The 21724-nt window shown below is 57.8% G+C and carries 15 protein-coding genes; 6 read left to right on the plus strand and 9 right to left on the minus strand.

Annotation, left to right across the window (positions count from 1 at the left end; all coding sequences use genetic code 11):
* Positions 1-582 precede the first annotated feature (582 nt).
* Genes ACZ5K9_RS06330 through ACZ5K9_RS06345 form a run of 4 tightly spaced genes read left to right on the plus strand, consistent with a single transcriptional unit; the run spans position 583 to position 6211 of the window.
* Entirely contained in the window at positions 583-2148 is a 1566-nt protein-coding gene (locus ACZ5K9_RS06330; protein ID WP_464273583.1) for an AAA family ATPase, read from the plus strand.
* A complete protein-coding gene (locus ACZ5K9_RS06335) occupies positions 2141-3133 on the plus strand; it encodes a metallophosphoesterase (RefSeq protein ID WP_464273584.1) in 993 nt (330 codons plus the stop codon). The genes ACZ5K9_RS06330 and ACZ5K9_RS06335 overlap by 8 nt, the downstream gene beginning before the upstream one ends.
* Positions 3117-3458 (plus strand): hypothetical protein, encoded by a 342-nt coding sequence (locus ACZ5K9_RS06340; protein WP_464273585.1) that lies wholly within the window; start codon positions 3117-3119, stop codon positions 3456-3458. The genes ACZ5K9_RS06335 and ACZ5K9_RS06340 overlap by 17 nt, the downstream gene beginning before the upstream one ends.
* Positions 3455-6211: a PAS domain S-box protein gene (locus ACZ5K9_RS06345; RefSeq protein WP_464273586.1), complete on the plus strand. Its 2757-nt coding sequence runs from the start codon at positions 3455-3457 to the stop codon at positions 6209-6211. The genes ACZ5K9_RS06340 and ACZ5K9_RS06345 overlap by 4 nt, the downstream gene beginning before the upstream one ends.
* Positions 6212-6441: 230 nt before the next feature.
* On the opposite strand, the gene cooS is transcribed toward ACZ5K9_RS06345, so the two are convergent.
* The 3 genes from cooS to ACZ5K9_RS06360 all read right to left on the minus strand — a co-directional run bounded on the left by cooS (position 6442) and on the right by ACZ5K9_RS06360 (position 11437).
* Positions 6442-8409 (minus strand): anaerobic carbon-monoxide dehydrogenase catalytic subunit, encoded by a 1968-nt coding sequence (gene cooS, locus ACZ5K9_RS06350; RefSeq protein WP_464273587.1) that lies wholly within the window; start codon positions 8407-8409, stop codon positions 6442-6444.
* 426 nt (positions 8410-8835) lie between these two features.
* Complete coding sequence (locus tag ACZ5K9_RS06355) at positions 8836-9936, minus strand: two-component system sensor histidine kinase NtrB (RefSeq protein WP_464273588.1); 1101 nt, start codon at positions 9934-9936, stop codon at positions 8836-8838.
* Positions 9914-11437 (minus strand): sigma-54-dependent transcriptional regulator, encoded by a 1524-nt coding sequence (locus tag ACZ5K9_RS06360; RefSeq protein WP_464273589.1) that lies wholly within the window; start codon positions 11435-11437, stop codon positions 9914-9916. Before ACZ5K9_RS06360 ends, ACZ5K9_RS06355 begins: the two co-directional genes overlap by 23 nt.
* 378 nt (positions 11438-11815) lie before the next feature.
* Between ACZ5K9_RS06360 and ACZ5K9_RS06365 the strand changes: the two genes are divergently transcribed.
* A complete protein-coding gene (locus ACZ5K9_RS06365; RefSeq protein WP_464273590.1) occupies positions 11816-12043 on the plus strand; it encodes a hypothetical protein in 228 nt (75 codons plus the stop codon).
* 124 nt (positions 12044-12167) lie between these two features.
* On the opposite strand, the gene ACZ5K9_RS06370 is transcribed toward ACZ5K9_RS06365, so the two are convergent.
* From ACZ5K9_RS06370 to lexA, 3 genes are all read right to left on the minus strand, one after another.
* The gene (locus tag ACZ5K9_RS06370; protein ID WP_464273591.1) at positions 12168-13385 is read right to left on the minus strand and encodes an MFS transporter; all 1218 of its coding nucleotides are present in this window, start codon (positions 13383-13385) and stop codon (positions 12168-12170) included.
* Positions 13386-13609: 224 nt separating this feature from the next.
* Positions 13610-13948, minus strand: a complete 339-nt coding sequence (locus ACZ5K9_RS06375; RefSeq protein WP_464273592.1) for a DUF5320 domain-containing protein — start codon at positions 13946-13948, stop codon at positions 13610-13612.
* Between the two features lie 184 nt (positions 13949-14132).
* On the minus strand, positions 14133-14747 hold the full coding sequence (lexA, locus tag ACZ5K9_RS06380; protein ID WP_464273593.1) for a transcriptional repressor LexA: 615 nt from the start codon (positions 14745-14747) through the stop codon (positions 14133-14135).
* 201 nt (positions 14748-14948) lie between these two features.
* Between lexA and ACZ5K9_RS06385 the strand changes: the two genes are divergently transcribed.
* Entirely contained in the window at positions 14949-15917 is a 969-nt protein-coding gene (locus ACZ5K9_RS06385) for a YheT family hydrolase (RefSeq protein WP_464273594.1), read from the plus strand.
* Here ACZ5K9_RS06385 and lpdA read toward each other — a convergent pair.
* The 3 genes from lpdA to ACZ5K9_RS06400 form a co-directional block, all read right to left on the minus strand.
* The gene (gene lpdA, locus ACZ5K9_RS06390; protein WP_464273595.1) at positions 15902-17323 is read right to left on the minus strand and encodes a dihydrolipoyl dehydrogenase; all 1422 of its coding nucleotides are present in this window, start codon (positions 17321-17323) and stop codon (positions 15902-15904) included. The two genes, ACZ5K9_RS06385 and lpdA, sit on opposite strands and share 16 nt — an antisense overlap.
* Before the next feature lie 29 nt (positions 17324-17352).
* Positions 17353-18687, minus strand: coding sequence for a 2-oxoglutarate dehydrogenase complex dihydrolipoyllysine-residue succinyltransferase (odhB, locus tag ACZ5K9_RS06395; RefSeq protein ID WP_464273596.1), 1335 nt, complete (start codon positions 18685-18687; stop codon positions 17353-17355).
* Between the two features lie 125 nt (positions 18688-18812).
* Positions 18813-21701 (minus strand): 2-oxoglutarate dehydrogenase E1 component, encoded by a 2889-nt coding sequence (locus ACZ5K9_RS06400; protein WP_464273597.1) that lies wholly within the window; start codon positions 21699-21701, stop codon positions 18813-18815.
* Positions 21702-21724 lie beyond the last annotated feature (23 nt).

Here is a 21724-nt window from a genome sequence, read left to right on the forward strand (position 1 = left end):
CGAACCTTTCCGCCGAAATCTAAGGGGAAAAGGGTTCACCTTCACCTTGGACGCCATGCCGATTGGAAAGTGAGTTTACAGGAAACCTCAGGAACAAGTATAGAGTCAAAAGCATCGGCATCCCCCCGAATCCGTGGCATGCCGCCATTGGATATGAGCTTTTGGTCATGATTTGGAATCAATGCCGGCCTCGGGCAACGATGCCGTAGGGGGAGGCCCCCGTGCCTGCCCTGAATCGCTGCAGTCCGCTGGATGAGGGTGAGACTCGGTATCGGGGCGACCACGGGGGGCGACCCTATAAGAATATCAGTGACATGGCGGGGTTTGACATAACGATAAACCCGAATCCGTGGAACGGGACGGAGCGGGACGGCCTTCCGACATCCGAATGGATGAACCTACCAGGTGAAAATTTGATGGGATACCCGAGAGTATACAAAATAGGCACATTCAATATGATATATCCTTTAAAACAGACGCGGTCGCATGGATTAAGGTAAAAGTGAGTTTACAGGAAACCTCCGGAACAAGTATAAGGTCAAAAGCATTGGCATCCAACCACACAACGTCTTGGGGAAATGTATGATCCGCCGTCTGGTGATCGAAAATTTCATGACGCACAAACACACGGTCCTGGAACTCCACCGGAATGTGAACGTTCTGACCGGACCGAACAATACGGGAAAGAGCGCAGTCGTGGAAGCTTTACGTTGTCTCACCGAAAACCCGCCTTCGCCCCAACTCATCCGCCATGGAGCGTCAAAAGCCGTTGTGCGCCTGGAACTGGACGATGGCTCGTGGGTCCAGTGGGAACGCACGGCGAGCTCGGCGCTCTACAAGGCGCGTTTTGCCGACGGGAGAGAAGAAACCTACGCCAAATTTGGCCGCGGCAACGTGCCGGAGGAGATACGAGCCATCCTTCGCATTCGCAGCCTGAGGACGAACGAAGGCTCCGTGGATATCCATATCGGGAATCAACGAACCCCTATTTTTTTGCTGGATCAATCGGGGAGCCAAGCCGCCGGATTCTTTGCCGCTTCCACAGAAGCCGAATATCTGCTGGCCATGCAGCAGGCTCTTAGGGATCGCACCGCCGATGCGCAAAGAGAACGTCTGCGCTTAGAGAATGACATCAGCCAGCGGAAGAGGGAACTCGCCGGATTTGCATCCTTGGCGGCCGCTGCCCAAATAATGGAGAAGGCCGAGAACTTGTCCGACCAGATTAAGGCCGCCCATCGGGAAATCCCCGCCCTGAAAGCCCTCATCGATCAGGAACAAAGTCTTCTGCGTCGTCTTGAAACGTTTTCCAAAAAATCCCGAGAGCTCCAAAATCTGAGGAACCCTCCCCCACTGATCGATCTCACACCCCTGGAGGAGATCACCCACACATTGGAAAAAATCGATAGTCTCATCCACAGAACCCAAGGATTTTCCGCATGCCTCACACCTCTGCGTCGTCCCCCTCAACTCGAGGATGCCGCGATACTGGACGCTTTAGTCAGTGCCCTCGAGGGCACGGGCCGTACCATCGATCGCGATTCCCGTCGTTCGCAAGTCTACGGTCGGATGAAGGAGCCACCCCAGCTCATGGATACGGAGATATTAACAAATGTGATCGAACGCCTGGATGACGCGCTCAGGCGCCTGCAAGTGGAGGGAAAGCGAAACCAGGCTGCGCACAATCTTCGCACGCCTCCCGAGCTTCAGGGTGTCCAGGGGCTCGAATCCACCTGCAGAGCGTTAAGCGCCATACAGTCCAGCTTTGAAAATACCGGCGCCAGGCATGAACAATTGATTTCGCTTACTCCTCCACCGGAGCTTCACCCCACAGCGGAACTTCTTCAAACACTCCAGGCACTAAAGGATCTTCACGAAATAATAAAGGAGGGGGAATCAAAGCGCCGTCGACTGGAACGTCTGGAGCCGCCGCCAGGTCTGCGCGACCTGGAACCGCTCCTGCAGCTGGTGGGCGCCATGACGCAAAGTCAAGAACAATACAGCCGCCTCCGAGACGAACAGCGCCATTTGGAAGATGAATTGGAACTCAGACGCCATGCGGTGCAAGAGATCATGAAGAAGTTGCCCATATGCCCCTTCTGTCGACAGCCCATGGACCCGGATCATTTCCTGGAGGCTGGTCATGTCTGATCGAACTCTTTTGGCGGCTCCGCCTAAGGACGCTTTGCCGGTATATACGGAATTTTGCGGCTTCATGTTCATCGGAGACCCCCATGTGGCGGCGTATCCACCAGGGCACCGCATGGACGACTACCGGGCCACCGTCCTCAAAAAGCTGACTTTCTGTCTTGAAAAAGCCCAAGAAAACGGCCTCCTTCCCGTAATTCTCGGAGATCTTTTTCACGTCCCTAGGGACAATCCCAACAGTCTTCTCGTGGAGCTCATGGATCTGTTTCGAACGGTGCGCCCATGGGTTTTGGTGGGAAACCACGACAAACACGAGGCCCGTTTGACTCCGGACGTATCTCTAGCCGTTCTCAACGCTGCCCGCGTCATTGTTCTCCTGGACCGAGCGGGCCCAGTCGCGAGCCTCCAAATGGGAAACACACGAGTCCTTATAGGCTCATCCCCTGACTGGACAGAAATCCCTTCGGCTGTTGACCGTCACGGGCACGACTGGGTGGTCTGGGTGACGCACCACAATATCAGCTTTCCCGATTACGAGGCCGGCCGGATCGCCCTACGGGAGATTCCCGGGGTAGACCTCCTGGTCAACGGTCATATCCACACGCCCAAACCACCGCAAAAACGCGGGCAAACGCTCTGGATCAACCCAGGAAGCCTCACGCGGATCACCCGAAGCGAGATCACAAAAAACCTGCGGCCCGCCGTGGCCGTCTGGACTCCGCCAAATGTCGAACCTTCCAGGATTGAGGTGCCTCACGAGCCTTTCCATGCGGTCTTCCCACCTTTGGAGGCGACATTCCCCCCCGGAGATGGTCCTCTGGATGTCTCGCGTTTCATCCGGGGCCTGGAAAACCTCGCCCTGAGGAAGACCACAGAAGGCATCGGGCTGAAAGCTTTTCTTGAAGAAAATCTCAACCCTGGAGACCCTGTGACGCCCATTATCTGGGATCTATACGAGGAGGTCATGAAAAATGTCCCCAGAGCCTGAACGCATGCCCAACCTGTCGGCTTCTCAGGAAGACAAGGAAATTCAAAAAAGTTTAGAAAGTCTCCGAAAAGAATACGAAGAGCTTCACAGGAAAAAAATCGAGACCGACACGACGCTTCAAAACCTGAAAGAACGTTTAGAGGAGCTGAGGAAAGAGGCCGAAGCCAAATACGGCACCAGCGACGTGGAGGAACTCAAAACTTTGCTCGCCCAATGGCGAAAAGAAAACGCCCGCAAAGTCGCCGAGTACAAAGAACACATCCGTTCCATCAAGGAGGCTTTGGACGAGATTGACGCTGCTTCGGAAGCGGAGACGGCGGCGTGAACGGACAACTACACCACGACCTTACCGATGAGGCGCTGTCCGAGCTCAAGACGCTGCGGGATCGCCTCACCGCTCTAAAGTTTCGCGCCGAGATCATGGAAAAGGAGATCCGCGAAAAAGAGGAGGCTCTCCAGCGCCTGGAAGAGTTCCTCAAAATGCAACCGGCAGTCGCCGACAAGCTGGAAGAACTCGCCACCGGATATTTTGGAGGCATTCTGCACGCGGTGGAAACCAACCTGACCTATGCCTTGCAGGACATCTTGGGACAGGATCTTCGGGTGGTGTCGTCCCGAGAAGTCAGATTCGGCAAGGTGCACATTCACTTCGGCATTGAACGCGACGGCAAACCGGAAGATATTCTGCGCGGACAAGGGAGATCGGTCTGCAACGTTCTTTCCGTGGGGCTTCGATTCATCGCCCTGTCCGAGTTGGACGAGTGTGAACACCGCCGGTTTCTTGTGCTGGACGAGCAGGACTGCTGGCTTCGGCCCGACCTGGTGCCTCGCCTGATGCGTATTGTCCACACCATCGCCCACAAGCTCGGGTTTCAGGTCCTGGTCATCAGTCACCACCATCTGGATCTCTTTCGGCAACATGCCGATCGAATCTTCACTTTGCGGCCGGTCCTGGGCCGGAACCGGCCGTCACGGTGGAACGATTCGATCCGCCCCAACGATCCGATGAGGGAAGGTTCGAATATGATCAACAGGTCCAAAAAGACGGTTTCACGCAAAGCCGAGATCGATGCGCTCCATGAGGCGTTGCAGGAAAGCGAAACGCGTTACCGTTTGGTCATGGAAGCCACGTCCGACGGTATCTGGGACTGGGATGTACGGACTCATCGGGTCCACTACAACCCTGCGTATACTCGCATGCTCGGCTTCGATCCTGAGGAGTTCAGCGGAAATCTCACCGAATGGCTGGAAAGAGTGCATCCTGACGACCGTGAACGGGCCCTGAGAGAAAACCAGCGCTGCATCGACAACGAAGTGCAGCAGTTCGCCGTCGAATTCCGCATGCGGACCAAGTCCGGCGGCTGGAAATGGATCCTCGGCCGGGGCATGGCGGTGGAAAGGGACGATTCAGGGAAAGCCCTGCGAATGATCGGCACCCATACGGACATCACGCGCATCAAGGAGGGAGAACGTCGGGAAAACATGCAACGCTGGATCGCCGCGCTTCTCTCGACGATGACCCACTTGGATGAGCGTATCCAACTTGTGCTCGATGCCATCCTCCAGACGGTGGACATGGAATGCGGCGGCATCTATCTCTTGGATCAGAAAAACGGCATACTGCGGCTAGTGTGTCACCAGGGGGTGTCTGAAGATTTTGTCAAGGCCGTTGGGACCTACCCTTCGGACTCCCCCACTATGAAGCTGGTCATGGCCAGGCCCTTATACACCACTTATGAAGAATTGCCCGTTATCAAGTCCGATCCTCAAGCGAGGGAAGGCCTTAAAGCCATAGCCGTCGTGCCCATCCACTACGAAGGTCGGGTGGTCGGCTGCCTCAACGCGGCATCGCGCACTCGAACGGTCATCTCTCAGGGCGAAAAAACGTTTCTGGAAACCGCCGCAGCCCACTTGGGGAACGCCCTCGGACGCATCCGCACCCGGCAGGATCTGGAAGAATCCACAAGGCAATATGCGGCGCTTTTCGAGCTGGCCGGAGATGCCCTTTTGGTGGTGCGCATCAGCGACCGCCGAATTGTCGATGCCAATCAGGCGGCGTCTCATCTTTTGGGGTTTTCCAAAAGGGAACTGGTGGACACCCCATGGGACGGCATGATCGATGCTTCAGAAACAGAAGACTTGGTGGACCGATGCCTTGCCGAGCTCAACGAGCGGGACGCGTGCCTCGTGGAAGGCTACCTCAGAACCCGACAGGGCCTCACGGTCCCGGTGGAAATCAGCGCCAAGCCGCTCACTGTACGGGGAGAGCCCGTGCTGTTCTTGATGGCTCGAGATATTTCGGCGCGACTCCGGGCTCAGGAGGAAAAGGAACGGTTGGAAGAGCATCTGCGGCACGCCCAGAGAATGGAATCCGTCGGGCGGATGGCCGGAGCCATCGCGCACGATTTCAACAACTTGCTCACTCCAATTCTTGCTTATGGGGACATGCTCTCCCGGTTTCTGGACGATGCCAGCCCGCTGAAACGACAAGCAAAAACCATTTGCGAAGCAGCGCTCAAAGCCAGACAGCTCGTGGAACAGCTTCTGGCCTTCAGTCGCGACCACGCATCCACTTTTGAGATCCTGAACCTGGCCGAGAAACTCCGAGATTTTCAAGACACGCTGGCGGGCACAATGCCCCGAGACATCCATTTCACCCTTTCCGTGCCCGCCACCCCTGTTTGGGTTAGGGCCGATCCCGGGCAAGTGGAGCGCATGCTCCAGCATCTCATCGCCAACGCTTTGGACGCCATGCCGGACAGGGGAACGCTGTCGATCCTCTTGGAACAACGGACGTTCCACCACGAAAGCGATCTTCCGGCGGCCGGGTTGAAGCCGGGCACCTATGCCGTGCTCACGGTCGCCGACACCGGCATAGGGATGAACCACGAAACCTTACAGAAGATTTTCGAGCCCTTCTTCAGCACGAAGCCCTTCGGCAGAAGGGCAGGGATTGGGCTCTCCGTGGTCTATGGCATTGTGGAAAATCATCAAGGAAAAATTTTGGCCAGCTCCATCCCCGGCCTCGGAACAGCCTTCGAAATCTACCTGCCGGTAGGTCCACGCCCGCCGGCGTGAAAGGCTGTCTAGAAGGCGAAAACTCCCTTGAGACCTCCAAGCTTCGGGCCCGAAGACGGGATTTTGTCAGAGATTTCGGAGTCCGGCGGGCTCCTTCAGGGCCACCCGCTCCTCCACTCCCCGCCGGACCTCGAGAACGGGGCCCGTCCCATTGAGGCCGAGTGCGGGTTGCCCATCCAGACATCCCCTTTGGCACTCGGCCTCCGCGTTCCCGCTATCCGACAAAGCGGCTAGTCCAAAGCGCGCCGATCGGCCATATCGAAGAGCTTGCGTTCGCGCGGGCCCATGATCCCCAAAGCTTCCCGCCTCTTGTCGATGTGGGCGATCATCATGTGGGCCATCTCATACGGATCCGTCGCAAACCCCCACTTGCCAAACCCCATCTCCTCCAAACCCTCGAACAAGAGTTTGTGGAATTTCGTCCCCTCCAGGGTCGGGAACGTCACCCCAAAGACCGTGTACACCCCAGAGGCCACAAAATACTGCCCGATGCTGATGGCCTTCTCGCTCATCCATTCCGGAGCCGCCCCCGCCACGGGAAGATCCGCTATGCTCGTGCCCAATCCCCCCACGCGCACCATCTCCGCACACGCAATGAGAATGCGGCTGTTGTCCACACACGACCCACACCCCAAAACCGGCGGCATCCCCACCGTCTCGCACACCTCCGCCAATCCATCCCCAGCCAACACCGCCGCATCCGGCTTCATCAACCCCGCCTTGGCCAGGGCAATCTGGGAACAGCCCGTCTGCACCACCAGCACGTTGTTCTTGATCAGCTCCTTGACCAACTCCACATGCACCCAATCCTGCTTCACCCGAGGGTTCGTGCACCCCACCACCCCGGCCACACCCCGAATCCGACCGTTGATGATATTCTCATTGAGCGGCGTGTAGCTCCCACGGAACGTCCCGCCCAACATGTAGTTGATGTACTCATGGCTGAACCCGTGCACCCCCATGTCCCGTCGCTGAGGAATCACCACCCGCCCAGGACGGTTCTTGAACCGCTCAATGGCCAACTCCACCACCTTGTTCGTGCACTCCCGCGGATGATGCTCATGAAACTCGATGTGCTGCGCCCCCTCGATCTTCGCCCGAGGATTCGTCGTGAAAAACTTCGTCCCATAACACTCGCTCATCTGCACCAGAGCCTGCTTGATGCACTGCACGTCCACCGCCATGGCATCCACCGCCCCCGTGGCGATCACCGCCTCCGTGCTCATGAAATTGCCCGCATGCGGCACCCCGTGCCGAGAAAGCACTTCCGCCCCGGAACAGCACATCCCCAATAAATTGATCCCCGCCGCCCCAGCTTCCTTCGCCTTCGCCACCAGCTCCGGATCGTTCACCGAATCGATCATCGACTCAAACAAATTCGGCTCGTGACCATGCACGATGATGTTCACATGGTCTTCCTTCAAAAACCCCATGTTCACCCCGGCCACCAAAGGCTTCGGCGTCCCAAACAAAATGTCCGAAATCTCCGTGGCCACCATCGACCCGCCCCAACCGTCCGCCAACGCCGTCCGAGAACACTGCCGCACCAAATTCTCGTAATCCTGGTCCACCCCCATATGGGTCCGATGCATGATCTCCATGATCTCCCGCATCGCCCCACGTGGCACAACCCCGTATTTGCGCCACGTCTCCAACGTCTTCGCCGGCACCCGGCTCACAAACGGAATCTCCCCCTCCACCTGCGTGTATGTCCGCTCCAACTCCTTGTAGAGATCCTTCGCGATCTCCATGGTCTCGCGACCTTCCACCTCTATGCCCACACTGCGCGCCACACTGCGCAGCTTCTCCTCATCCTTGATCCTGTAGTCCGTAATCTTCCCGTTCACCACCTCACGAAACACATCCAACATCGCCATCCCGTGGTCCGTGTGCGCCGCACACCCCGAGGCCACCATCCGCGCAAAATTCCTCGCCGCTATCGTGTCTATGGTCGCCCCGCACACCCCCACCTTCGAATACGGATCCTTCGGGTTCAACCGGCACGGCCCCATGGCGCAGTGCTTACAACACGCCGAATCCGCCCCAATCGGGCACGCCTTCATCTCCGCCGCCCGCTGAAACGCCGTCTCCACACCATCCGCCGCCGCCTTCTGCAGCATCTGAATGGTCGCCTCACACGTCGAAAACTCCCGGAAATTATACGCCTTCTGCTTCTTCTCTTTTTCCTCGGCCATCATCGTCCTCCATGGTTGTCGTCAGCCCGACAATTTGTGATTCCTCTGTCGGCGTGCGCACCGATGGACACGCACGCCCGACGAGTTCTCCCGCAATGTCTTCCCGTGAAAGAGACAAAGTCCGTGCCAAAAAACATTTCCGAGATCTCCTCGGATAACATGCCCCCTCGGTCTGATCGCTCCCCCATGGGGCCTGTCGCCGAAAAGGACTTCCGTAGCCTCGAAAAACCTTGCGATCCGGTCGCACAGAAAACGAATATGAGAGCAACAGTCTTTAGTTCGGCACGGTAGGAAAGTCACCTGCCGCAGCGGAACCGGGACTTGGGCGCCTAGTGTCCGTTGTCCATCCACCTCGAAGATCTTCCATCTTGGATAAAGGCTCATTCCATTATGGAAGACACCGCGGTGGATGTTACCAAAGTGGAATGGTTACCGAGGGAGGACGATGCGGAAGGTGGTCTGAACCTGCGGGAGGCTGGAGACGCTGATGCAGCCTCCATGCGCTTCGACGATCTCCTTGCACACCGCAAGCCCAAGTCCTGTCCCGGACAACCGGCGACTGAAGAAAGGCTTGAAAAGATGCGGGATGTCCGCGGAGGAAATGCCGGGGCCGTTGTCTTTGACAAGGATTTCCAAACCCTCATTTGTCGGCTTGGCTTCCAGGCGCAGTTCTCCCGAGCCTCCAAGGGCTTGGAGGGCATTTTGGCCCAAATTGAGAAGCACTTCTTTGATCAAGTCGGGGTCCAAAGGGAAGGGATCCGTGCCCGGGGCGGCATGGACGTGAATCGAGACACGGCCACGCACGGAATCATCGGTGATAAGCACGTTGCGAACGTCTTCCAAGAGGGCACTCACGAGCGTCGGCCTTCTTTCCGGTCGCCGCCCCCGCGCATACCGAAGAAACTCGGAAAGCTTTCTTTCCAGGCGCACAGTCTCCTTCTTAATGAGATCCAGGATCATCGCCTCGCGGCTCGGATCCTTAGGCTCTTTTTCCAAGAGTTTCACGCCCGTGAGGATCGCTCCCAAAGGTGTGCGCAGTTCGTGGGCCAGTCCGGCCGCGATTTCTCCCAGCAAAGAGAGCCGTTCTTGGCGAAAGAGGATTTCCGCCTGTTCTCTGACTTTGGCCTCGAGGCACCGGGCTTGTTCGTGGAGTTCCCTTTCCAGGGCTTTCCGTTCCGTGATGTCCCGCATGATGTGGAGCCGAAAAATACTGCCGTCCGGCCCGTGCAGCGGAGACACGGACACCTCGTAAACCCGACCGTCTTTGGGTGAAACCCACTCCCGCCGCCTCTCCGGTTCGAAAGAGCTCATCCCATGCTGGCACTCATCACAGGTTTCCGGCTCATGCCCGAAAAACTCGTAGCACCGGGCTCCTTCCCCGTCCCCCATCTCGCTCCGTAAAGACCAATTCATGAAACGAATGCGATACGTGCGGTCCACCACGTAGATCCGATCCTCCATGCTGTCGAGCATGGCGAGAAGGCTTTCCCTGTCAAGGGCGGTGCGATCACGAGGATTCGGGCTTTTCATGGCCGTACTTTTTCAATTTCCGCCAAAGGGTGTTGGTCCCGATGCCCAAAATGGCGGCAGCTTTTGTCTTGTTGTTCCCGCAGCGGGAGAGAACGGCGAGGATGTGGCGCCGCTCCACTTCCGCCAAGGGCAAATCGGGCGAAAGGCCCCAATCGCCGCCACCCCTGGTCCCTTCGATATCCGATGGCTCTTTGAAGGATGCCCTTTCCACATGGGGGTTCATTTCCAGACAGGCCGGGTTCCCGAGACCGTCTTCCCGAGGCCCGAGGGCAGAAGTCCCCGCCTGCCCCATGGCCGAAAGTTTTCCAGGTCCTTGCCCCAAAAATTCCAGCTGGAGATCACCCGCATCAAGGACATCGGACCGGCTGAAAATGAGCACGCGCTCCAAGGCGTTTTCCAACTCACGGACGTTGCCCGGCCAAGGATAGTCCAAAAGACGTCGTCGCGCTGCTTCCGTAAGTTCCGGAACCTTCCTCCCCATCCGTCGGCTCAGCCGTTCCAACACGGCGCGAGCGAGAGGCAGGATGTCTTCCCGGCGATCCCGCAAGGGCGGTAAAACAATGGGCACGACATTGATGCGGTAATAGAGGTCCTGACGGAAGCGGCCTTCCTGAACGAGTCGCATGATGCTTTGGTTACTGGCGGCAATGAGCCGGACATCCACAGGGGTTTCCTTCACCGACCCCACACGACGGATCGTCCCTTCTTGAAGGGTCCGCAGCAGCTTGACTTGGAAAGCCGGCGATATTTCGCCGATTTCGTCCAAGAGGAGCGTCCCCCCGTCGGCCGCCTCGAAAAGACCTTTCTTGGGCTGAACCGCTCCGGTAAAAGCTCCCCGCACGTGGCCGAACAGTTCCGTTTCCAGCAATGTCTCCGGGACGGCACCGCAGTTGATTCCCACAAAAGGCCCCATGGACCGAGGACTACGCTGATGAATCCATTTGGCCAGAAGTTCTTTCCCCGTGCCGCTTTCTCCTTCAATGAGAACAGGCGCATCGGTGGCCGCGACGTTGTCCAGCCGTTCCATTACCGCCTTCATGGCGGGACTTTCCGCCACGATTCGATTGAGCCCGGCTTCTTCCGCGAAGCGCCGAGCGAGGGAATCGACTTGGCGGCGCAGTTTCCGCCGTTCCAGAGCTTTTCGCAGAATGCGGACCAAAAGCTCGGGATCCACAGGCTTGGTGAGGTAGTCGTAGGCACCTCTCTTCATGGCTTCCACGGCAGTTTCCACGGAGCCATAGCCGGTAATGACCACAGTTTCCGCATCGGGCCTCAGGGATTGCACATCGGCCAGCACGTCGAGCCCGCTCGCATCGCCAAGGCGAAGGTCCGTCACGACGGCATCAAAGGAGTTCTCGCGCAGTGCTCGACGCGCCTCCAGCCGGCTGGAGGCGGGCACCACCGCGAATCCTTCCTGCTCAAGATAGAGGCTCTGGGTGAGCCGCAGGGAGGCATCGTCCTCCACAAAAAGCACTTTCGGCGCTCGTATCCCCACCGTCACCAGACCTCTTCTGGATCGAAAGTCACCCTTCTCAGGGAAATGTCTTGCCTTGCCTTTATTAACGTGCCAGATTTTTTTTGGAAAGGCGGCAGTTCGAAAAGTCCATCGAAAAAAGGCGCCCGAGTTCTGCCGGTGTTCGTCCGGCACACCGAAGATTCTAAGCTGGCTTGGAGAATGGGGAAGCTTTCAAAAGCGCAGTTCCTTGAATGGGACGGCCTGAACACAGAGGAAATCGGACGGAAGAAAAGGCTGCGTGCCATGGGTTGAAATTGACAACGGCAGAAAATCCTTTCCACTCGGTTAGACCGAAGCTGAAAGGTGCTCCCGCTTCAAGACCCCCCGATGCCTCACGGGTCGGTTGCCGAGGAGGAACGGCGCGTGGAAGAGCGATCACACGTCATGAAAACAGAGGAAAACGGCCCATCCCTTTCCAAAAATGTGAGCCACCCCGACGAGGTCTGCCCTCAGTGCTGTGGCACAGGGCTCGTGTGCGGTACCGAACCAGTCATCACGCCGGGCGCATGCTGCGTGGATTATGCCAATGCCGTCTGCCCCACGTGTCGAGGGTCCGGGAAAAAACGGCGCCATGAGGGCTCACGCCCCTAACAGTTTTGGCCCGTCTTGCGCCCTCGATCACGGGACCGCGGCCTCGGCCCACCCAGATGAGGCATTCAGACCGACTCATCCCCATCTGAAGCGGCCACGCCGATGAAAAATCGCCCACAACCATTCAACGGATGTCGTCTTCGATTTCTTGAGCCGCTCCGTTTGCAGGTTTCCATAACCACCATGAAGAAAGAAGAACCAGCGCGGAGAGCACCGTAAAGACCACAGCGAGGCTCTGGAATCCGCGCTGAAGGCCACCACGGGATGCCATAGCGAACACAGGCATGCCCACGGCGAAGGCGATATTGAGGGCCATGTTTTTCAGGCTCAAAACTGTGGCGCGCCGATCGCTGGAAATCCTTCGGTTGATTTCCCCTTCAACAGTGAGTGTCAAAAAATACATGCCGGAAGTCACCACGGGAACAAATGCGATGCCATAGAAAGGAATCATGGCGGCCATACCCCACAATCCAAAGGTCATCAGCCCCAACATGAGCGCCGATGATGGGAAAAAACCCAGTTTGCGGTCCACTCGATAGGCGTTCTTGGAGACCACAGAGGTGATGAGACGCACCCCCACACCCACAACGCCGAACCACACGATGGGAATGAGCAGCTCCTCGTAGTAGAGGGAATTGTGCACAAGAACAATCCGAGCTCCACAGTCGGCCACGACGATCAGGGAGACCAGGAAAAGCAGGGCACGACAGCCCGCAAGCTCCTTTAGACTGTCCTTCAACAGCTGCTTTTCATCACGCCACGTGAGCCGATGTGCGGCAACAGTGGGTTCGCGGAAAAAAAGCGACACCACCGCACATGCTCCCATGCACACAGCTGTGGCCCAAATGGGATACCGAATTCCCCAAGAATAGATGTAGCTTCCCAGGACAGTGGACAAGGATCCACAAACGAGACCGTAAAACTGGGCCGTCCCCACCCATTTCTTGTATTCCTCGGCACGACCGCGAACCTTGAGAGAATCGTAAAGCAGAGCCGAGTCGGCGCCGGAAGCCAGACTTTCGTTCAAGCCGCTGAGAACGCGGTTGAAGGCGAAACCCCAAAGATCCGAAGCCATGGCGAACACGATCATCTCCAGCACCGCGGAGAACGCGGCCAACCGCAGGGTGGTGCGCCGGCCCAAGGTATCGGCCAGCATCCCAGAAGGCACTTCGAAAACAAGGATACTTACCGACCACAGCCCCTGGAGCCACGCAAATTCCTCCAGACCAACCCCGGCGTCTCTGTAAAAGAGGGCGAAAACGGGATAGTAGAAGCGCAGATTGAAAAGAACGCGATACGCGACAAACAGACCGATGTTTCGGTCCAATGGATGATCGGGCATCGGACGGCCAGTTGCGACGGCTCAGGTGGATCAATCTGGGCCCTTATAAACGCGAGGCCCTTTTCCTATAGCAGGAAAAGGGCTGTCTGTCATGCCCCGGGGCATCCCAAAGTTCTTCGAGATCGAGAACCGAAAGGATCGGCCCAGGACACTCGCCGAGGCCGCCTCCGTCCTCTCGTTGCCTGTGCCGATCCCACTACGTCGTGGGTTTGGATGATTCCGCCCTACGTTTGGGCTTCTCCTTCCAGTTCGGCCATCCGTTTGCGGGCCTGCTCCAGAGCTTGTCCTAGGTTGGCCGTATAGCCTCTAAGCCACTGGAGCTCTTCTTCACGACTCATGGGCCCAAGGGCACGCCATCCCCATCTCGGCCCAAAGCCGAATCCGGGGACACCGCCTCTCGGACCCCATCCCCTGCAGATTCCCCGGCCTCGCCACCCCCAGCCTAAGCCGAAACCTCCAAAGTAAGGCCGGGCGCCTTCCGCGATGGGCGCAGAACACCATCCCAATCCTCGACCCGTTCGAGGGCCTCTTCCCAAAGGTCCTGTTCCGTCTCCTGCCGGCATAAGTCCATCCTCCTTTCACCGATGCGAATTTTTCGCATTCTTCAAAGGCAATCCTCATGCCGGAACATGCGTATCCCGTTTTTCTTTGAATTCCTCGGCCTTCGCGAATCCAGGGACGTCACGCCCATACGGTTTTCCGGGAGCAAAATGCACCGATAATGCCCAAGCGTGGGTGTGTTGTGCGTCATAGCCCCAATCGATGCCGATAATGGCGCACCAAACCCACCACCACCCCTAGGATTTCCACCCTGTGCGCGGGAACCACCAGGGAATCCATGGTGCTGTTGGCGGGACGCAACTCTACAAAGTCTCCCTGAACATAGAATCTTTTCACGGTGGCTTCCCCATCCACCAACGCCACCACCGTTTGGCCGTTTTCGGCCGTGGGTTGCTTTTTGACAATCAGGATATCCCCCTCTCGGATCCCTTCTTCGATCATGGAGTCGCCCCGAACCCTTAAGGCAAAGTGCTCCCCGCCCGCAAGAAGGCTTTCCGGAACGTCCACCGTTTCCGGCACTTCCACAGCCTCAATGGGTGTTCCGGCAGCCACAACACCCAGGAAAGGAATCGATGCCCCTGCCGGGCGAAGCTCCACAAGCTCCAGGGCCCGTTTTCGGTTTTTCCCGAGGGTTCGCACATATCCGCGTTCTTCCAGCTGCTTGAGGTGCTTATACACGGCGTTCAGGGACCGGAATCCCAAGTGCTTGCGGATTTCCTCATAGGACGGGGCATGGCCATGCACGGCCATGTAGGTGTGGAGAAAATCGTGCACCTTTTTTTGAGCCGGCGTGAGTTGCATTCTCGACCTCCTTGACTACCCTGCTTTCCCTCTTGATGGACTTCATAAGTGAATATTCGGTGAAAGTCAACAGGGCTGGCAAAACCTCATGCCGACTCAGACGCCAAGACGCTTGTGTTCCCGTGGGATCGCAGTGTATGGGATGAACCCGACCGCCTTGGAAGAGACCGTCCACAAGCTTCATGGAGGGAGGAGTGGAATATGGTGCAGCCGTGCTCTTACAAAACGCCCCGCGGGGTCCGTAACCCTCATGTGCACATGATTCTTGCCAACCGAATGCGGCTGGTCCCGGGGGTCGCGTACCACCGTGAACGGCTGGACACCCCTGACGGCGATTTCTTGGACGTGGATTGGGCGCGTCGCGGTTTTCGGCGCGTCGCAGTGATCTGCCACGGACTGGAAGGGCATTCCCGACGACCTTATGTTTTGGGTATGGTTCGGGCTATGAACAGGGCGGGCTGGGACGCGTGCGCCATGAATCTCCGGGGATGCAGCGGGGAACCCAATCGAAAGCCCTTTTTCTATCACAGCGGCATGACCGAGGATGTGGAAACCGTCGTGCATCACGTCCTGAAATCGGAGGACTACCATGGGATTGCTTTGGTGGGCTTTAGTCTGGGGGGCAACCTGGTGCTGAAATACGTCGGCGAACGGAGCAACACCCTCTCTTCTCGGATCCTTGGGGCTGTGGCCTTTTCGGTGCCCTGCGACCTTGGTGCCTCTGCCAGGGAAATCTCAAAGCCCGGAAACAGATTTTATCTCAAGCGGTTCCTCCGCATGCTCAAAGAAAAAATCGAGGCCAAAAGGCCTCTTTTCCCTGATCTGCTGAGCACGGCCAGCTATGAGAACCTCCGCACCTTGGAGGACTTTGACAACCGCTACACGGCCCCACTCCATGGCTTCCTCAACGCACAAGACTACTACACCAAAGCCTCCTGCAAACCTTTTCTGGAAAAAATCGCCATTCCGACCTTGCTCGTGAACGCCTTGGACGATCCTTTCCTTAGTCCGGAATGTTTTCCTTATCGGGAAGCTTATCGGAATCCGCACCTGACTTTGGAAACCCCGGCACGGGGCAGCCATGTCGGATTTTGGGAAATGTCCTCCGACGGCACCCTGTGGTCAGAAAAACGCGCCGTGGCGTTTCTCCAAAATCAATCCTTCCCGTAGATGGCGCAGGCTGTGGCTACCCGGGCGGCTTCCTGAAGCGCTTCAGCGAACGTTGGATGGCCATGCATGATCCGACCGATATCGGCCGCCGTGGCTCCGCACTCTAGTGCGAGCACACCCTCCGCGATCATGTCCGACGCTCGTGGGCCGATGATGTGCACGCCGAGGACGCGGCCTGAAAGGGCGTGGGAGAGAACTTTGACGAACCCGTCGGTTTCGCCCATGCACCGCGCACGCCCTGCCCCTGAGAAGGGGTAAGTGCCCACACAATACGGGACGTTGAGGGCCCGGAGTTCTTCTTCCGTCTTCCCCACCATGGCCACCTCCGGCGACGTATAGATAATGGCGGGGACCGCATCATAATTCACCTCGCTGGCCCTTCCTGCGAGCCCTTCGACACAGGCGATGGCTTCCGCGGACGCTTTGTGGGCTAAAGCGGGACCGGCGATGAGATCCCCGATGGCGTAGACGCCGGGAACAGAGGTTTGATACCGGGTATTCACGAGGATATGACCGGTTTGAGGATGGGTGGCCACGCCCACGGTTTCCAAGCCCAAGCCCTGGGTGCGCGGCCGACGCCCGACGGCCACCAGGAGGCGGTCGAAAACGAGTCGCTCTTCCCCGTTTGGGGTCTCGACCCTGACGACAACCTCCCCCTGATCCACGGAAGCTTCCAAAACTCGGCTTTCCAAGAGAAAACGGAAGCCTTGCCGACGCAAAATGCGCTCCAAAGTCCGGGATACCTGACCGTCCAGCAGGGAGGCGATCCTCGGGAGCATTTCAATGACGGTGACTTCAGATCCCAGGCGTTTCCATACCGCCCCCAACTCCAGCCCAATATAGCCCCCGCCGACAATCCCCAAACGCTTGGGAACTTCCTCAAACGCCAGCGCTTCCGTTGAGGAAACTACCAACTTCCCATCGGTTGGGATGCCAGCTACCGCAATGGGTTCACTTCCAGTGGCCAGGAGCACCGACCCCGCTTCCAGATCAAGAACTCCGCCCTCCGGCGCGGCTGGCTCCACAATGACCCGGTTCGGCGCGGCCAGCCGACCTGTCCCGTGAATAACGGTGACATGATGCCTTTCCAAAAGCTTACGAACGTTTTCGGTCAGCTCCTGAACCACCTTGTCTTTTCTGGCCATCATCGCCCCGAGATCCAGACTCACCCCGTGAAGACGGATCCCGTGATCCTGAAAGCGAAAATGCGCCAGATGATACAGTTCGCTGGAATCCAGAAGGGCCTTGCTGGGAATACAGCCCACGTTCAAGCAGACCCCGCCGAGGCGTTCGTCCTTTTCCACGCAGGCTGTCTTCATGCCCAATTGGGCCGCGCGCACGCAGGCCACATAACCGCCGGGGCCCGAACCAATCACCACTAGGTCGTAACGATTTTCGGCTGTCATCTCGCCGTCTCCATGGCTCCTCTCCCGGTTCAGATCCCCACGAGCAGCCGTTCGGGATCTTCGATGCACTCCTTGACTCTTTTCAGGAACGTCACAGCTTCCCGACCGTCAATGATCCGATGATCATAGCTCAAGGCCACGTACATCATGGGACGAATGACCACCTGCCCTCCCAGTGCGATGGGACGATCCTCAATCTTGTGCAGCCCTAGGATGGCACTCTGGGGAGGGTTTAAGATGGGAGTGCTCAAAAGCGATCCGAAAACTCCGCCGTTGGTAATGGTGAAAGTGCCGCCCTCCAGGTCCCGCAACTGCAAGCGATTTTCACGAACCTTTTGGACAAAGTCGTCAATAGCTTTCTCGATCTCGGCAAAGCTCAGTGTGTCCGCATAACGTATGACCGGCACCACCAAACCGCGTTCGGCTCCCACGGCAATCCCCATGTGCACATGAGAGTGATAGACGATATCGTCGCCGTCGATAAAAGCATTGACCTCAGGAATCTCTTGAAGCCCTTGGACACAGGCCTTGACAAAAAAGCTCATAAATCCGAGGGAAACCCCGTACTTTTCCTTGAAGGCATCTTTGAACCGACGCCGAAACTCTATAACGCGGCTCATGTCCACTTCGTTGAATGTGGTGAGCATGGCTGTGGAGTGCTTCGCATGCAAGAGTCTTTCCGCAATCCGTTTCCGGATGGGGCTCATGGGCTTTCGTGTCTCTTCTAGAACGCCCTCGGAGCCGGAGCCGGGGGAGCCTGCCGGAATGGCTTTACGGCCGGTGATCCCAGAAGGCTCCTGTGTCGCCGGGACCGGCTTGCCCATTCCATGGGTCCCGGCGAACGGCATGGGCGTGGCCGGCTTGGAAACCCCTTGGGATTCGAGGAACAGCAGCACGTCTCCCCGCGTGATCATCCCGCCGGGGCCCGTGCCTCTCACTGTCGCGAGATCCACTCCCTTTTCCAAGGCCAGTTGAGCCACGGAGGGAAAAACGTCGAGCGGGGCCGGGGGGACGGCACTTGGTTGAGGTTTGAGAAACCTTAAGGGTTCCTTTTCCATCTGGAGTGGGGCCGGTGCCGGTTTTTCTATGGGCGACGGCTCCGCAGGCGGCGGGGATTCTGTCACCGACGCCTCTGTGCGAAGGCGTCCGACCACGGTTCCCACGGTCACCTTCTCTCCTGCCGGCACCAAAATCTCCACAACACCTTCCGCGTCCGCAGGAACTTCCAGGGTAACTTTGTCCGTTTCCAGAACAAAGAGCACGGTCCCCTTGCTCACCCGTTCTCCCGGCTTCACGAACCATTCCGTCAATAGAGCCTCTCGAACGGATTCCCCCACTTCCGGAATGACGATGTCATAATGCATGCCCCACTCCTTGGTCGTGCCCAATGCAGTCCACGGCTGTCACTCACCGTCCCCGCACGCGTTGCCTTTCCCCGATCCCCCAAGACCTCCTTTGTCGGCGCCAAACCCGTCTTGGGGGAAAATGTTCATGGCCTTCGAAAAACTTCGGCCACAAGGTGCTCTTGTTCTTCTTTATGGCGTCGATGAAACCCCGTCGCGGGACTGGCCGATGCCGGCCGACCGATATAAATCGGTTTATCCCCGAGAAGCTTTTCAAGCCGCGGGCACACAAACGCCCACGCGCCCATGTTTCGCGGCTCTTCCTGCGCCCAAACCCAGTGCCGCACGCCATTGTATTTGGAGAAAACAGCAGTCAGCGCCTCTTCCGGGAAGGGATAGATTTCCTCTACCCGCACCAGGACGACGTCGTCCCGTTGGAGTTTTTCCCGATGCGCCTCCAGGTCATAGAAAATTTTCCCTGTGCACAAGACACCGACCACAGCCGATGCAGAACCTTGAAGATCATCCACGACCGGTTCAAAACGTCCCTGGACAAACGCCGCCAAGTCGGAGACCGCTCTGGGGTGACGAAGCAAGCTTTTGGGCGTCATGACGACCAGGGGCTTTTTTTCGGGATGGTGGACTTGCCGTCTCAACAGATGGAAAAACTGAACCGGCGTGGTGGGCTGACAAACCCGCAGATTGTCTTGGGCGCACAGTTGGAGGTAGCGTTCCAAACGAGCGCTGGAGTGTTCCGGACCCATCCCTTCATAACCGTGGGGCAAAAGCATGACCAGGGCGCTGGGCAACCGCCACTTGGCTTCCGCAGCGCTCACATACTGATCGATGACGGTTTGGGCATTGTTGGCAAAGTCTCCGAATTGAGCCTCCCACAGAACCAATGTTGATGGATCACGCAGGGAGTATCCATACTCAAAGCCCAAAACGGCGTATTCGGACAGGCTGCTATTGTACACAGCGAAGAAGGCTTGATCGGGAGCCAAGTGATTAAGGGGCACATAGGTTTCTTCGGTCCGAACATCGTACAAGACCGCGTGCCGGTGGCTGAAAGTCCCTCGGGCGCTATCCTGACCGCTCAGACGCACCGGATGGCCTTCCAGGAGAAGGGATCCTATAGCCAAGAGTTCCCCTGTGGACCAATCCAAATCTTTGCCCTCTTCTACTTTTTCGCGCCGTTTTTCGAGAATCTTTTCCAACTTCGGGTTCACATGAAATCCCGGCGGGTAGGTGTGCGCAGCCCGGGCAATGGCCAAAAGCCTTTCCGAAGATACCCCGGTTGTGCCCGGGGAAACCCCTTGTGGCTTCATTGCCGCCGGTGCCGTCCAGGTTTCTAAGGGCTCGTCCTGAACCAGGACGCAGCCGACGCTTCGAGCCTCCGCCAGGGCACTTTCCAAGGCGGACAAAATTCTTCGATCCAACTCTTGGACGTCTTGTGCCGTGATTATGCCCTCCTTTTGCAGCCGCGCGCCGTACAGCTCATTGACCGGAGGACGTTTGCGGACCCTTTCCACCATGGTCGGCTGCGTATAATAGGGTTCATCCCCTTCGTTATGCCCGTAGCGGCGATAACACACCACGTCGATGACCACATCCTTTCCGTACCGGTACCGATAATCGCAGGCCAACCGAATGACATGCAGGGCGGCCTCCGGGTCTTCCCCGTGGACGTGGAAGATGGGAGCCGGGAGCATTTTGGCCACATCGGTGGCGTATCGTGTGGACCGAGCTTCTTCGGGGACGGTGGTGAACCCGATTTGGTTGTTGATGACGATGTGAATGGTGCCACCGGTGCGATATCCGGGGAGCTGGGAAAAATTCATGGTTTCGTAGACCACCCCTTGGCCGGCGAAAGCGGCATCCCCATGCATCAGCACGGGAAGAACCCGACGGGTGCCTTCTTGTCCGCGAACATCCTGGAGCGCTCTGGTCAAGCCCTCCACCACCGGGTCCACGGATTCCAAATGGCTCGGGTTGGGGACCAGGATCGTCCTGACCTTTTTCGCACCATCTCCTGAGGCGTCCACCCACCCCTTGAATCCTTTATGATATTTGACGTCTCCGCTGCCCGTTTGCGATTCTGTATCGCAGCTTTCTTCAAACTCCGAAAAAACGGCAGCAGGCGGTTTTCCCAGAACGTTCACCTGCACGTTGAGCCGGCCACGATGGGCCATGCCGAAGACCATGGTGTCGCACCCCTGGGCCGCTGCGTGTCGGATGAGCTCGTCCAGCATGGGGACCACGGTCTCCGCCCCTTCCAGCGAAAAACGCTTTTGCCCCAGGTAGGTCTTGTGCAGAAACTGCTCAAAACGGTTTGCCTGCCAAAGTTTTTCCAGAATCCGAAGGCGCTCTGCAGCCGACATGGATGGCCGATTCCGGGAGGACTCCATGCGCTCCTGAAGCCATCGACGCTCGTCGGGATCAAGAAGGTGCATGAATTCCACGCCCACCGAACCGCAGTAAGTTTCCCTCAGGAAAGCCACCACGTCCCGAAGGGGAAGTCTGTTCCCGAGGAGGTCGGGAGAGGACACCTGATCGGCCATGGTCCCGAGACCGCGGCCCACGCTTCTGGAAAGGACGTCATCCTGGGCGTCGGTCGTCTGCCGGGGGTCATCGTCTTTGCCCTCCTGCACGGCGTCTTTTGCCGGTGGAGCCCCCCCAAAGAAAATGTCCGGGATGTGAAAAACCCTTTCCAAGTCCGCCGGCTCCAAGCCGAACGCTTCCAAGGCCAGCAGGGGATGTTCCAGCGCACAGGATTCCAGCAAAGGGTCCAAACAAGCCAGAAGGTGGCCCAATTCCCGATAGCGTCGGACAAGCTCCGCGACACGCACCTGACGAAGGATATCGTCGGGGCTGGGGGCAGGGGCCGCCTCCTTTACGGCTTCCCCGGCCGCTCCCAGCTCGAAACCTCGAAAAAACCATCGCCAGTCTTCGGGCACACTCTGAGGATCCGCCTTCCATCGCCGGTATTGCTCTTCAATGTATTGGGCATTCATCGCCACGGAAATATCTTTCATGACCAGCCCCCCGCGAACGGGCG

This window comes from Desulfosoma profundi, assembly GCF_055387865.1.

Coding starts and splice junctions, on each gene's coding strand:
- ACZ5K9_RS06340 (WP_464273585.1), top strand. CDS start 3,117: ATGTCCCCAGAGCCTGAACGCATGCCCAACCTGTCGGCTTCTCAGGAA.
- ACZ5K9_RS06330 (WP_464273583.1), top strand. CDS start 583: ATGATCCGCCGTCTGGTGATCGAAAATTTCATGACGCACAAACACACG.
- odhB (WP_464273596.1), bottom strand. CDS start 18,687: ATGCATTATGACATCGTCATTCCGGAAGTGGGGGAATCCGTTCGAGAG.
- ACZ5K9_RS06335 (WP_464273584.1), top strand. CDS start 2,141: ATGTCTGATCGAACTCTTTTGGCGGCTCCGCCTAAGGACGCTTTGCCG.
- ACZ5K9_RS06400 (WP_464273597.1), bottom strand. CDS start 21,701: ATGAAAGATATTTCCGTGGCGATGAATGCCCAATACATTGAAGAGCAA.
- ACZ5K9_RS06355 (WP_464273588.1), bottom strand. CDS start 9,936: ATGAAAAGCCCGAATCCTCGTGATCGCACCGCCCTTGACAGGGAAAGC.
- ACZ5K9_RS06375 (WP_464273592.1), bottom strand. CDS start 13,948: ATGCCGGCAGGAGACGGAACAGGACCTTTGGGAAGAGGCCCTCGAACG.
- lexA (WP_464273593.1), bottom strand. CDS start 14,747: ATGCAACTCACGCCGGCTCAAAAAAAGGTGCACGATTTTCTCCACACC.
- cooS (WP_464273587.1), bottom strand. CDS start 8,409: ATGATGGCCGAGGAAAAAGAGAAGAAGCAGAAGGCGTATAATTTCCGG.
- lpdA (WP_464273595.1), bottom strand. CDS start 17,323: ATGACAGCCGAAAATCGTTACGACCTAGTGGTGATTGGTTCGGGCCCC.
- ACZ5K9_RS06385 (WP_464273594.1), top strand. CDS start 14,949: ATGGTGCAGCCGTGCTCTTACAAAACGCCCCGCGGGGTCCGTAACCCT.
- ACZ5K9_RS06370 (WP_464273591.1), bottom strand. CDS start 13,385: ATGCCCGATCATCCATTGGACCGAAACATCGGTCTGTTTGTCGCGTAT.